The organism is Nonomuraea sp. MTCD27 (assembly GCF_041950495.1).
In the GTDB taxonomy this organism is placed as follows: domain Bacteria; phylum Actinomycetota; class Actinomycetes; order Streptosporangiales; family Streptosporangiaceae; genus Nonomuraea.
On sequence record NZ_JBGNUW010000002.1, the window covers coordinates 740,386 to 751,949 of the forward strand.

13 protein-coding genes are annotated in these 11,564 nt (G+C 72.8%); 5 read left to right on the forward strand and 8 right to left on the reverse strand.

Annotated features, from left to right (window positions below):
* Window position 1: 1 nt before the first annotated feature.
* The 3 genes from ACBJ59_RS07915 to ACBJ59_RS07925 all read right to left on the reverse strand — a co-directional run bounded on the left by ACBJ59_RS07915 (window position 2) and on the right by ACBJ59_RS07925 (window position 2,429).
* Complete coding sequence (locus tag ACBJ59_RS07915; RefSeq protein WP_375109477.1) at window positions 2–373, reverse strand: acyl-CoA thioesterase; 372 nt, start codon at window positions 371–373, stop codon at window positions 2–4.
* A 16-nt stretch (window positions 374–389) separates the two neighbouring features.
* Complete coding sequence (locus ACBJ59_RS07920; RefSeq protein ID WP_375109478.1) at window positions 390–2,156, reverse strand: AMP-dependent synthetase/ligase; 1,767 nt, start codon at window positions 2,154–2,156, stop codon at window positions 390–392.
* Between the two features lie 99 nt (window positions 2,157–2,255).
* Window positions 2,256–2,429: a hypothetical protein gene (locus ACBJ59_RS07925; protein WP_375109479.1), complete on the reverse strand. Its 174-nt coding sequence runs from the start codon at window positions 2,427–2,429 to the stop codon at window positions 2,256–2,258.
* A 25-nt stretch (window positions 2,430–2,454) separates the two neighbouring features.
* On the opposite strand from ACBJ59_RS07925, the gene ACBJ59_RS07930 reads away from it, so the two are divergent.
* The 3 genes from ACBJ59_RS07930 (at window position 2,455) to ACBJ59_RS07940 (ending at window position 5,861) form a co-directional block, all read left to right on the forward strand.
* Window positions 2,455–2,976, forward strand: a complete 522-nt coding sequence (locus ACBJ59_RS07930) for a CGNR zinc finger domain-containing protein (RefSeq protein ID WP_364112040.1) — start codon at window positions 2,455–2,457, stop codon at window positions 2,974–2,976.
* A gap of 244 nt (window positions 2,977–3,220) precedes the next feature.
* A complete protein-coding gene (locus ACBJ59_RS07935) occupies window positions 3,221–4,831 on the forward strand; it encodes an ABC-F family ATP-binding cassette domain-containing protein (RefSeq protein WP_375109480.1) in 1,611 nt (536 codons plus the stop codon).
* A gap of 37 nt (window positions 4,832–4,868) precedes the next feature.
* The gene (locus ACBJ59_RS07940) at window positions 4,869–5,861 is read left to right on the forward strand and encodes a hypothetical protein (protein WP_375109481.1); all 993 of its coding nucleotides are present in this window, start codon (window positions 4,869–4,871) and stop codon (window positions 5,859–5,861) included.
* A 58-nt stretch (window positions 5,862–5,919) separates the two neighbouring features.
* Here the strand turns inward: ACBJ59_RS07940 and ACBJ59_RS07945 are convergent, their stop codons facing one another.
* On the reverse strand, window positions 5,920–6,174 hold the full coding sequence (locus ACBJ59_RS07945) for a zf-TFIIB domain-containing protein (protein ID WP_364112046.1): 255 nt from the start codon (window positions 6,172–6,174) through the stop codon (window positions 5,920–5,922).
* A gap of 58 nt (window positions 6,175–6,232) precedes the next feature.
* Window positions 6,233–7,087 carry a phosphotransferase gene (locus ACBJ59_RS07950; protein ID WP_375109482.1) on the reverse strand — a complete coding sequence of 285 codons (855 nt, stop codon included), beginning with the start codon at window positions 7,085–7,087 and terminating at the stop codon, window positions 6,233–6,235.
* An 18-nt stretch (window positions 7,088–7,105) separates the two neighbouring features.
* On the opposite strand from ACBJ59_RS07950, the gene ACBJ59_RS07955 reads away from it, so the two are divergent.
* The gene (locus ACBJ59_RS07955) at window positions 7,106–7,993 is read left to right on the forward strand and encodes a TIGR03619 family F420-dependent LLM class oxidoreductase (protein WP_375109483.1); all 888 of its coding nucleotides are present in this window, start codon (window positions 7,106–7,108) and stop codon (window positions 7,991–7,993) included.
* A gap of 7 nt (window positions 7,994–8,000) precedes the next feature.
* On the opposite strand, the gene ACBJ59_RS07960 is transcribed toward ACBJ59_RS07955, so the two are convergent.
* From ACBJ59_RS07960 to murQ, 3 genes are read right to left on the reverse strand one after another with little or no spacing between them, the layout of a single operon-like run.
* Window positions 8,001–8,381 carry a VOC family protein gene (locus ACBJ59_RS07960; protein WP_364112052.1) on the reverse strand — a complete coding sequence of 127 codons (381 nt, stop codon included), beginning with the start codon at window positions 8,379–8,381 and terminating at the stop codon, window positions 8,001–8,003.
* 30 nt (window positions 8,382–8,411) lie between these two features.
* A complete protein-coding gene (locus ACBJ59_RS07965; protein ID WP_375109484.1) occupies window positions 8,412–9,461 on the reverse strand; it encodes a serine hydrolase domain-containing protein in 1,050 nt (349 codons plus the stop codon).
* Between the two features lie 33 nt (window positions 9,462–9,494).
* A complete protein-coding gene (gene murQ / locus ACBJ59_RS07970) occupies window positions 9,495–10,394 on the reverse strand; it encodes an N-acetylmuramic acid 6-phosphate etherase (protein WP_375109485.1) in 900 nt (299 codons plus the stop codon).
* A gap of 57 nt (window positions 10,395–10,451) precedes the next feature.
* Here murQ and ACBJ59_RS07975 point away from each other — a divergent pair, with 57 nt between their 5' ends.
* On the forward strand, window positions 10,452–11,564 hold the full coding sequence (locus ACBJ59_RS07975; protein WP_375109486.1) for an exo-beta-N-acetylmuramidase NamZ domain-containing protein: 1,113 nt from the start codon (window positions 10,452–10,454) through the stop codon (window positions 11,562–11,564).

Here is an 11,564-nt window from a genome sequence, read left to right on the forward strand (position 1 = left end):
GCTAGGCGGGTGCCGTGAGCAGGGCGGGCAGGGGAGCGGGGCGGCCGTCGCGCACGCACACGTACGTGATCGTGCCGACGGCCACCAGCTCGTCCCCGCGCCGCATCGTGAACCGCATGGTGATCGACGTGGTCCCGACCCTGGCCGGCGCGCTCTCCACCGCCAGCACGTCGCCGAGCCGGGCGGGCGCGTGGTGCTCGCAGCCGCTGGCCTTGACCACCAGGTCGGCGCCCTCCCGCCGGAGCCGCTCGTAGCCGCCCCGGCCGCCGAGCCAGTCGAGGAAGGCGTCCTCGAAGTACTCGTAGTAGCGGGTCGCGTGCATCATGGCCTGGGCGTCGCAGTGCCGTGGCCGCACCGGCAGGTGGGAGATCATCCGGGACCCCGCGCGCTCAGGCGTAGAAGGAGTCGAGGGTCTCGCCGTGGCGCTCCTCGACGGCCTTGCGCTTGATCTTGAGACTGGGCGTCAGCTCGCCCGTCTCCACCGTGAAGTCCTCGGCCAGGATCTCGAACTTCTTGACCGTGGCGTAGCTGGCCTGGTCCGCGTTGACCTGGTTGATCGCCTTCTCGACCTCCTCGCGCATGCGCGGGTGCCGGCGCAGCTCCTCCGGGTCGGTGGGCAGCGACTCGGACGCCGCCCACGGCCCGGCCACGTCCATGTCGAGCGTGATCAGCGCCGTGACGTAGTTGCGCCGGTCGCCGTGCACGAACACGTGCGACACGTACGGGCAGGCGGCCTTGATCCGGCCCTCCAGGTAGGTGGGCGCGACGTACTTGCCGCCCGAGGTCTTGATCAGCTCCTTCTTGCGGTCGGTGATGCGCAGCCGGCCGGCATCGTCCAGCTCGCCGATGTCGCCGGTGTGCAGCCAGCCGTCCTCCAGCGCCTCGGCCGTCTCCGCCGGCAGCCCGTGGTAGCCGCGCATGACGCCGCGCCCGCCGATGAGGATCTCGCCGTCCTCGGCGATGCGGACCGCGGTGCCCGGCAGCGGCGGGCCCACCGTGCCGAACCGCACCGACTCCGGCCGGTTGAAGAAGCTGCCCGCCGACGACTCCGTCAGGCCGTACCCCTCGAGGATCGTCAGCCCGGCGGCGTCGAAGAACTCGGCGATGTCCTGCGACAGCGGGGCGGCGCCGGAGATGAAGAAGCGGATCCGGCCGCCGAAGCGCTCGCGCAGCTTGGCGAAGACGAGGCGGTCGGCCAGCGCGTACTCGGCGCGGGTGGTGACCGGGACCTCGGAGCCGCGCTGGCGGGCGCGCACGACCCGGCTGCCGGTCTGCCGCGCCCAGTTGAAGATGCGCAGCTTGAGCCCGCCGTCGCGGCGCACGTTCGCCGTGACCGTGTTGTGGATCTTCTCGAAGATGCGCGGCGCGGCGGCCATGATCGTCGGTCTCAGCACGCCGAGGTTGTCGGCGATCTTGTCGAGGCGGCCGTCGATCGCGGTGGGCACGCCGATGTCGATCATCACGACCTCCAGCAGCTTGCCGAACGAGTGCGACAGCGGCAGCCACAGGAAGTGCAGGTCGGCGGGGGAGATGAGGTCGAGCTCGCGGACGGCGCCGGCGGCGTAGAGCCAGTTGTCGTGGGTCAGCTCCACGCCCTTGGGGCGGCCCGTGGTGCCCGAGGTGTAGATGAGCGTGGCCAGGTCGTCCTGGGCGATGGCGTCCACCATCGCGTCGTAGTCGCCCCCGCCGGGGCCGCCGTCCTGGGCGAGGGAGTCGAGCGTGACCACCCAGCCGTCGTCGCCGGCCGAGCCGTCGATGACCACCACGCGGGTGACGTCGGGCAGCTCCTTCTGCACGGACCTGAGCTTGGCGACCTGCTCGTCGTTCTCGGCGATGACGATCGTGCTGCCGGAGTCGGTGATGACGAAGGCGGACTCGGCGGCCGTGTTGGACGGGTAGATCGTGGTCGTCGCCGCCCCGGTGGCCAGCACGGCCAGGTCGCAGAGGACCCATTCGAGGCGGGTGGAGCACAGGATCGACACGCGGGTGCCCGGCCCGGAGCCGAGCCCGGACAGGCCCAGGGCCAGCCCGCGCACTCGCTCGCCCACCTCCCGCCATGACAGCGAGGCCCACCCGTCGTCCGATGGCACACGGTATGCCTCGGCGTCGGGGGTCGCCGCGATCCGGTCGCGCAACAGGGAGGGAATGCTGGACATGCCTGACCTCCTGGGGGGTGTTGGCCCCGACTCTAGGACGTCAGCGCCGTCCCAGTCGATGACCCAGTCGATGACCCAGTGGATGAGCCTGTAGATGACTCAGTCGATGCTCCCGATCGATCGCGGCCCCGGGGTGGCGGTGCCGACCAGCCGCGCGGTGCGCACCTCCCACGCGCCGCACGCACACCGCAGGTACGACACGACGCCCTCTGAGGTGCGGTGCGAGGAGACGACGGTCATGGCGAACGGATCGTGCAGGTCTCTGGAGTGCATGATTCCAACCTGATGTAATGGCCTTATGCATTTCAACGCTTACGGCGGCAACGGGGCGGCCCTCGCCGCGGCGCTGGTCAACGCCACCGACTTCAGCCCCGCGGCGGTCGAGGCGATGCTGACCGAGCACCGCCTGCTGCGCACGGCCGTCACCCCCGCCCAGGCCGCGGAGTTGCGGGCGTGGGCGGCCCGGCTGGCCCCGGTGTTCGGGGAGCTCGACCAGGAGACCCAGATCAAGCTGGTCAACGACCTGCTCGACGTCACCGCGGCCAAGCCGTACGTCAGCGCTCACGACGGCCGCGAGCCCCACCTGCACTTCTTCTCCATCGACGCCGACATCGTCGCCAGGGCGAAGGACACCACCGCGGGCGGCCTGGCCATGGCGTTGTCGTTCGCCGGGGGCAGGCGGCTGGGGCGGTGCGACAGGGACGGGTGCGAGACGGTCTACGTCGACACCTCGCGCAACGGGCGCCGCCGGTTCTGCTCCCTGGCCTGCGCGAACAGGGTCAACGTGGCGGCGCACCGGTCCCGCGGCCTTGCCAGGTGAGCCGCGGGTCGCCTAAAATCTCGAACGTCTTATCGCCGAACCGTGGGGGCAGCTGACGTGAGGATCTGAGGTCGCGGGCACCGCGCCGATCCGCCCTGTCATGGGCATGCGCGCATCTCCTGGACCTCGAGGCATCCTCGCCTTCGACCACGGACTCCGACTCCGTCGTCCCCCTGTGTTGCGCGCATCTGCGGTGATTCCCGCCAAGTCACGAAATTTCGAGTTTTGTGATGGGAGCCGCCTTATGTCATTTTCGATTGTCATCGATCACGTCTCCTTCGGCTGGCCGGACGGCACCAAGGTGCTCGACGGGCTCGACGCCGCGTTCCCCGCGGGACGTACCGGGCTCATCGGGGTCAACGGGTCGGGCAAGTCCACCCTGCTCAAGCTCATCGCCCGTGAGCTGGCCCCGTCGCGCGGGTCCGTGTCCGTCTCGGGAGAGGTGGGCTACCTGCCGCAGAACGTGCCGCTGAAGGCCGGCCGTACCGTGTCGGACCTGCTGGAGATCAGCCGGACGCGGGCGGCGCTGCACGCCATCGAGGCCGGCGACGTGGCCGAGGAGCACTTCGCCGCCGTCGGCGACGACTGGGACGTCGAGGAGCGTGCCCACGCGGAGCTCGACCGGCTCGGGCTCGGCCACGTCGGGCTCGACCGCACGGTCGGCACGCTGTCCGGCGGCGAGACCATCATGGTCGCGCTGGCCGCGCAACTGCTGAAACGGCCGGACGTGCTGCTGCTCGACGAGCCCACCAACAACCTCGACCTGGACGCGCGGCGGCGCCTCTACGCCGCCGTCGGCGCCTGGCAGGGGGTGCTGCTGGTCGTCAGCCACGACCGGACGCTGCTCGACCTGGTCGACCAGATCGCCGAGCTGCGCGAGGGCACCGTGCGCATGTACGGCGGCAACCTCACCGCCTACGAGGAGCAGGTCGCCGCCGAGCAGGAGGCCGCCGAGCGCACGGTGCGCACCGCCGGGGGCGAGGTGCGCCGCCAGCAGCGCGAGCTCGTCGAGGCCAGGACCAGGATCGACCGGGGCCTGCGCACCGGCAGGAAGGCGTACGAGAACAAGAAGGTGCCGAAGATCGTCGCGAACGGGCTCAAACGCAAGGCCCAGGTCACCGCGGGCAGACAGCGCACCCTGCACCTGGAGAAGCTGGAGGAGGCCCGCGAGCGGCTGACCGAGGCCGAGCAGGCCGTGCGGGACGACGCGGAGATCCGCATCGAGCTCCCGGGCACGGAGGTGCCCGCGGGCCGCACGGTGCTGACCCTTCCGCTGGACCCGCCCCGCCGGGAGCGGGACGAGCCCGGCGAGGCGGAGGAGTCGCGGGTGGCCGGGCTGGAGACGCTGGTCGTGCGCGGGCCCGAGCGGATCGCGCTGCTCGGCCCCAACGGCTCGGGCAAGACCACGCTGCTCAAGCGCATCGTCGAGCACGGCGCCCACGTGCCCGTCCGCTACCTGCCGCAGCGGCTGGATCTGCTGGACGACGGGCTGAGCGTGGTGGACAACGTGCGTGCGGTGGCGCCCTCCGCCTCGGTGAACGACGTACGCGCCCGCCTGGCGCGCTTCCTGTTCCGGGGCGAGCGGGTCAACCAGGCGGCCGGCACGCTGTCGGGAGGCGAGCGTTTCCGGGCGACACTCGCCGCGCTGCTGTCGGCGGAGCCCCCGCCGCAGCTGCTCCTGCTCGACGAGCCGACCAACAACCTGGACATGGCCAGCGTCCGCCAGCTCGCGCAGGCGCTGTCCGCGTACCGGGGGGCGCTCGTCGTGGCCAGCCACGACGTGCCGTTCCTGGAGACGCTGGGGATCACCCGGTGGCTGCGACAGGATCGGGACGAGGGACTGGCCGAATCGTAATTGACGGTTGGGGATCAACCGGACAATAGTGTGGCAGGTGGCTAAACCCCGGTTGATCTCCTGCGTTCTCGCCCTGGCGACCCTCACCACCCTCGGCGCCTGCTCCTCGGGCTCGCCGTCGCCGGCCGGTGGCGAGCCGAAGGTGTCGGGCGTCGCGGGCGGGAACGGCGCCGTGCCCGCCACCGGCAACGGCACCGCGCCCGGCGGGCAGAGCCCGGCCGCGCTGACGCCGGAGGCGTACAAGAGCGAGCTCGAAAGCCGCCGCAAGCCGATGGCCGACGCGATCAGCGCGCTGGCCGGTGCGCGCGGGGTCAAGGCGCTGGACCAGCGGGTGGACAAGGCCGAGCAGACGCTGAGCGGCGCCGCCGACGCGCTGTCCGCGCTCGCCCCGCCCGAGGCCGTACGCGCCCAGCACGAGGCGTACGTCACCAGCCTGCGCGAGTTCGCCACCGAGCTGGGCTCCACGGCCGGCAAGGTCGGCGCGCGCGACCTGTGCACCTCCTCGGCCGTGCTCACCGACGTCAACGACAAGCTGAGCGCGCTGGACGAGGCGGGCCGGGCCCTGCAGAGCGCCGGCGACTACCCGGCCGACGTCGTGGCCGTGAAGGCGGGGGACAAGCAGACCAGGCGGCTGCGCAACGGCTCGTTCATCCGCAGGGGCAGCGCGTTCAACGGCCGCAGCTCCCTGGAGATCGACAACGGCGGCAGCCTCGACTCGGTGGTCACCGTCATGAAGGGCGGCAGCAAGCAGTTCAGCGTGTACGTGCGCAAGAAGGCGAAGTTCAAGATCAAGGGCGTCCGCGACGGCAGCTACAAGATCTACTTCACCCACGGCGTGGACTGGGACGGCAAGACCAAGGCGTTCACCCGGGAGTGCAGCTTCGAGCGCTTCGAGAAGACGGTGAAGTTCAAGACGACGTTCACCGCCACGCAGATCCTCTGGCACGACTGGCGCATCACGCTGCACGCCATCTCCGGCGGCAACGCCCGCACCGCGCCCGTGGACCCGGACGACTTCCCCGGCGGCTGACGCCGGGGCCCGGACCGAGGCGAGGGCCGCGCACCCCGTGGGCGCGCGGCCCGTCGGATCAGGTCGAGAACAGCATGCCCACCCAGCTGCGCTGGCCGCGGTGGTGACCGTGGTGGCCGCCGTGGTGGGGAGCGCCCCAGGCCGGACCGGGGGCGGGGGGCGGGGGAGCCGCGTGGTACTGCGTCTCCATCCGGGTCAGCGTCTCCAGCTCGCCGTAGTCGAGGAAGATCCCGCGGCAGTTGTCGCACTGCTCGATGTGGACGCCGTTGCGCTCATAGGTCCGCATGTTCCCGCGGCACTTAGGGCAATGCATCTAAGTCGCTCTCCTTGGCTTCGAGGTCTCAGGGTGAAACCTACCGCGCGCAACCTCGTCACGCTCGGACGATTCTGTTGCACGATTCGACCAACGAATGTTCGACCTCATCCAGTTCCCGGTCCTCGCGCGCGGCGTTGACCACCGCCACGGCGGCGAGCTGGACGGTGAGCGCCCGTGCGGGCAGGTCGAGCCGGCGCCAGGGGTCGTCGCCCGGGCCCAGCGCGGGCCCGCCGGAGGCCAGGTACGCCCCCAGGAACCGCTCCCAGACGGCCGGGTCGAGCAGCCCGGCGGCGTACCAGGCGGCCGGTCTGGCCAGGTCCCACGCCGGGTCGCCGACGCCGAGGTCGTCCACGTCGATGAGCAGCCAGCGGTCGCGGTGGACGAGCTGGCCCAGGTGCCAGTCGCCGTGCGTGAGCAGCGCGGGCTGCGGCGGCGGCTCGGGCAGCTCCTTGAACGCCCGCCTGACGAGCTGCTCCACGGGGCCGTCGCCGGGCATGCGGCCCACCGCGCGGGCGGCCCTGGCAGGCCCTCCGGCCGGCGGGAGGGCCGGTAGCAGCGGGAGGGAGATGGCGTGCAGCCTGGCCAGCAGCCTGGCGCCCTCCTCCCACGGCGCGGAGTCGGGGTCGTCCTGCGCCACCGGGCGGCCCGCCGGCCACACCGTCACCGCGCGCCCGGCCGCCGACAGCACCTCGGGCTCCAGCGGGGCCAGCATCACGCCGCTCACCGCGGCCGACGCGGCGGCCCGCAGCCTCGGCCGCAGCGACTCGGCGTCGTCGCGCGCGGAGTGGGCCTTGACCACGACCTCTCCCATGCGTAACACCACGACGTCCGTCCGTGTCGGGTGCAGAACGGGCGCTCCCGCACCGCCATATGCCGCGGCGATCCCCGCCAGCTCCGCCTCGAGACCCACTCGTACAGACTAGGGGGCATGAGAGTAGGTTTCGCCGTACCCCAGTCAGGGCCCTGGGCCACCCCGGAGAACATGCGCCGCATCGCCACCCGGGCGGAGGCGCTCGGCTACTCCGAGCTCTGGACGTTCCAGCGGCTGCTGTACCCGGTCGGGCACCCCATGGGGCCCACCTACCGCGCCGTGCAGGACCCGCTGATCACGCTGGCCCACGTGTCGGCCGTGACCAGCCGCATCGGGCTGGGCGTCGCGGTGATCAACGCGTACGTGCAGCCGCTCCTGCTGGCCAAGCAGCTCGCCACGCTGCAGACGCTCTCCGGCGGCCGCCTGACCGCGGGCATCGGCCTGGGCTGGCTGCCGGAGGAGTTCGAGGCCTCCGGCGTGGACATGGCCGGCCGCGGGCGCCGGGGGGAGGAGTTCCTGGAGGTGCTGCGCAAGGCGTGGGCCGACGACGTGGTGGAGCACGAGGGCGGCTTCTACCGGGTGCCGCCCGCGCACGTCGACCCCAAGCCCGTGCCGGGGCCGCCGCGGATCCTGCTCGGCGGCACGGCGGACGTCGCGCTGCGCCGCGCCGCCCGGCTGGCCGACGGGTGGGTCAGCTCCAGCCGGGAGGACCTGACCGGCATCGGCGAGCGGGTGCGGCTGATCAGGGCGGAGCTGGCGGCGTCGGGGCGCGACGCGGGCGCGTTCCGGTTCGTGATCCGGGGCGCCACGCAGGTCCGGGCGGCCGACGAGGAGCGCCCGCTGACCGGCACGTACGACAAGATCCGGCGCGACGTGGCCGAGCTGGCCGCCCAGGGCGTGACGGACGTCTTCCACGACCTGAACTTCGACCGCGAGATCCCCGCGGCCGACGCCAAGGAGGCGATGCGCCGGGCCGAGGAGGCGCTGGAGGCGCTGGCCCCCTGACCGCCCCCTAACCGCCGCCGTACGGCACCGTGATGATCTCCAGGTTGTGGCCGTTGGGGTCGGACCAGTAGAGGCCGCGACCGCCGTCGTTGGTGTTGATCTGGCCGGCCCGCTGATGGTAGGGGTCGGCCCAGAACGTCAGGCCGCGTTCTTTGATCCGGCCCCAGATCTGGTCGAACTCCGCCTCGCTGACCAGGAAGGCGTAGTGCTGGGACGGCACCTCGTCGCCCGCCTGCACGACGTCGAGCGAGACGTCGTTGCCGAGCGAGACGACCCGGAACGGGCCGTATTCCGGGGCCGGCTCCAGCCCGAGGACCTCGACGAGGAAGGCGGCCGTCGCGTCCCTGTCTCTGGCCGGCACGATCGTGTGGTTCAGATGGACGGACATACCCGCAGGCTACGTCAAGACGCCGGCCTTTCAGCGGGCGAGGCCGGCCGCGTGCGCCGCCACCGCGTGGCGCAGCTCGCGGATGCCGTCGCGGCCCCGCACGGGGTGCACGGCGTTGGTCAGCAGCACCACCGTCAGGCGGCGGGCCGGGTCGACGACGAGCGAGGTGCCGGTGAACCCCGAGTGGCCGTACGCGCCCGCCAGCGGGCCCACGGCGGCCGGGTCGCCGATCCGCACGCCGAGCCCGTGCCGGAACGGCGCCCCCTCGGCGCCCTGGTCGCGCGTCATCTCGGCCACGCTCTCCGGCCGCAGCAGCGGCCCGCCGCCGAGCCGCAGCGCCTCGCCGAAGGCCAGCAGGTCCCCGGCCGTGGCGAACAGCCCCGCGTGCCCGGCCACGCCGCCCAGCGCGTACGCGGTCTCGTCGTGCACCTCGCCCCGCACGCAGCCGGGCCCCGGCCGCTCGGGCTTCCATTCGGTGGCGGCGATCCTGGCCCGCCGGCCGTCCGGCCGGTAGCCCGTGTCGGGCAGCCCGAGCACGTCCGTGACCCGGGCGCGGACCAGCACGTCCAGCGCCGCGCCGCCGGCCAGCTCGGCCACCCGGCCGGCCATGACCATGCCGACGTCGCTGTAGAGGTACGGCCCGCCGACCGGGTGGGTGATCGGCGTGCGCACCATGGCGGCCATCCGCGCGCCGGCGTCCGCGCCGGGCAGTTCCAGGTCCACGCGGCGGGTCGGGGGCAGGCCCGCCGTGTGGGTGAGCAGGCGGCGCGGGGTGATCCGCGGGTCGGTCCCGGGGAGCCGGGCGGCCACCGGCTCGTCGAGGTCCAGCAGGCCCTCCTCGGCCAGCGAGAGCAGCACGACCGTGGTGAAGAGCTTGCTGACCGAGGCCAGGTCGAAGATCGAGTCTCGGCACGCGGGCGGGCGCTCCGCGGCCAGGCCGCCCCGCGCGTCGGCGTACCGTACGAGCTCCCCGGCCGCCGCCGCGGCCACCACGGAGCCGTCCACGGCGATCAGCGAGACCGCCGCCGGGCACACCCGCGGCACCGCCTCCGCCAGGATCGCCGCCAGCCGGTCGGACATCCCCCTACCCCCCGTTGTGTCGGCCGTCAGGTGTCAGCTGCTCAGGGCGTCGCTGAGGCGCTCGCCGTGCGACTCCAGCAGCGCGCGGGCCGCGTCCGCGTCGAGGCCGTGCCGGAGCATCAGCACCGCGACCTTCGTCCGGCCGCCCGCCGCGTCCAGCGCCGCGCCGGCCGCCTCCTGGTCGGCCCCGGTGATGTCCCTGACCATGCGCAGGGCCCGCCCGGCGAGCTTGCTGTTCATGGCCGACATCTCGATCATCTCGTTCCCGTACGTACGGCCGAGCTTGACCATGGAGATCGTGGAGATCATGTTCAGCACGAGCTTCTGGGCCGTGCCGGCCTTGAGCCGGGTCGAGCCGGTCACCACCTCGGGCCCCACGACCACTTCGATGGCGTGCTCGGCGGCGGCCGACAGCGGCGCGCCGTCATTGCACGACAGGCCGACGGTGAGCGCGCCGCGGCCGGCCGCCTCCGCCAGCGCGCCCAGCACGAAAGGGGCCCGTCCGCTGGCGGACACGCCCACCACCGAGTCGAGCGGTCCCACCTCCAGGTCCCGCAACGCGGCGGCGCCGGCCTCGGCGTCGTCCTCCGCCCCCTCGACCGACCGGGTGAGCGCGTCCGGCCCGCCGGCGATGACGCCCTGCACCAGCGAGGGGTCGGTGCCGAACGTGGGCGGGCACTCGCTGGCGTCGAGCACGGCCAGCCGCCCCGACGTGCCGGCGCCCACGTACAGGAGCCGGCCGCCCTCCGACATCCGGGCCGCGATCGCGTCGATGGCCGCCGAGATCGCCGGGATGACCACCGCGACGGCGGCGGGCACGGCGGCGTCGGCCTGGTTCATCAATCGGGCGATCTGCTCCGTCGGCAGCCGGTCGATCTGGCTGTAGCGCGGGTCGCTCTGCTCGGTGGACAGCTCGGGTAGCGGCTCAATCATGTCGCTAATTTCCACCCTTTACTTCTCTCTTGTAAATATCTTTCAGACAATGGGTTCATGGCACATGTGCGAACCGGAGCCGAACGGCTGGCCGCGGATCCCGCTCTCGCCGGGGGGACCCGCCTCGGCCTCATCACGAACCCCACCGGGGTGCTGCCCGACCTGACCCCCACGACAGACGCCCTCGTGGCCGCCGGGCTGGGTCTGACGGCGTTGTTCGGTCCCGAGCACGGCATGCGCGGCACCGCCCAGGCGGCCGGCAGCGAGGCCGACACCGTGGACGAGCGGACGGGGCTGCCGGTCCACGACACGCACGATCTCTCCGGGGAGCCCCTCGACCGCGTGGTGGCCGCCTCCGGGGTGGACACGCTGGTCTTCGACATCGCCGACGTGGGCGCCCGCTTCTACACCTACGTCTGGACCATGTACGACCTGATGGCCTCGGCCGCCCGGCTCGGCCTGCGCTTCGTGGTCCTCGACCGCCCCAACCCGCTCGGCGGGACCGTGGAGGAGGGCCCCCTGCCCGACCCGGCGTACGCGAGCTTCGTGGGCCGCCACCCGGTGCCGCTCCGGCACGGCAGGACGGCGGGGGAGCTGGCCGGGCTGTTCGGGTTCGACGTGGACCTGACCGTGGTCCGGATGGAGGGCTGGCGGCGCGACATGACGTACGCCGAGACCGGGCTGCCCTGGGTGATGCCGTCGGTCAACATGCCGACCCCGGACACCGCCCTGGTCTATCCGGGCACCGGGCTGCTGGAGGGCACCAACTTCTCCGAGGGGCGCGGCACGACCAGGCCGTTCGAGCTGATCGGGGCCCCGTACGCCGACGCGAGGTTCGCCCCGGCGCTGGCCGCCCTGGGCCTGCCGGGGGTGCGGTTCAGGGAGGCCTGGTTCACGCCGACGTTCCACAAGCACGCCGGCACCCCCGTACGCGGCGTCCAGCTCCACGTGCACGACCCGGGCGCCTTCCGGCCGGTGCTGACGGGCCTGTCCATCCTGCACGTGGCCCGCGACCTCTACCCGGACGACCTGCGCTGGTGGGGCCCCGACCTGTTCCTGGACCATCTGTGGGGCTCCGGCGCGCTCACCGGCCGCCTGGAGGCCGGTGAGGACCCCCGCGACCTGTGCCCGCCGCCGGGACGCCCCGAGGGACGACTGCTCTATACGTGA

Coding starts and splice junctions, on each gene's coding strand:
- ACBJ59_RS07930 (WP_364112040.1), top strand. CDS start 2,455: ATGCATTTCAACGCTTACGGCGGCAACGGGGCGGCCCTCGCCGCGGCG.
- ACBJ59_RS07915 (WP_375109477.1), bottom strand. CDS start 373: ATGATCTCCCACCTGCCGGTGCGGCCACGGCACTGCGACGCCCAGGCC.
- ACBJ59_RS07935 (WP_375109480.1), top strand. CDS start 3,221: ATGTCATTTTCGATTGTCATCGATCACGTCTCCTTCGGCTGGCCGGAC.
- ACBJ59_RS07925 (WP_375109479.1), bottom strand. CDS start 2,429: ATGCACTCCAGAGACCTGCACGATCCGTTCGCCATGACCGTCGTCTCC.
- ACBJ59_RS07975 (WP_375109486.1), top strand. CDS start 10,452: ATGGCACATGTGCGAACCGGAGCCGAACGGCTGGCCGCGGATCCCGCT.
- ACBJ59_RS07960 (WP_364112052.1), bottom strand. CDS start 8,381: ATGTCCGTCCATCTGAACCACACGATCGTGCCGGCCAGAGACAGGGAC.
- ACBJ59_RS07920 (WP_375109478.1), bottom strand. CDS start 2,156: ATGTCCAGCATTCCCTCCCTGTTGCGCGACCGGATCGCGGCGACCCCC.
- ACBJ59_RS07945 (WP_364112046.1), bottom strand. CDS start 6,174: ATGCATTGCCCTAAGTGCCGCGGGAACATGCGGACCTATGAGCGCAAC.
- murQ (WP_375109485.1), bottom strand. CDS start 10,394: ATGATTGAGCCGCTACCCGAGCTGTCCACCGAGCAGAGCGACCCGCGC.
- ACBJ59_RS07965 (WP_375109484.1), bottom strand. CDS start 9,461: ATGTCCGACCGGCTGGCGGCGATCCTGGCGGAGGCGGTGCCGCGGGTG.
- ACBJ59_RS07955 (WP_375109483.1), top strand. CDS start 7,106: ATGAGAGTAGGTTTCGCCGTACCCCAGTCAGGGCCCTGGGCCACCCCG.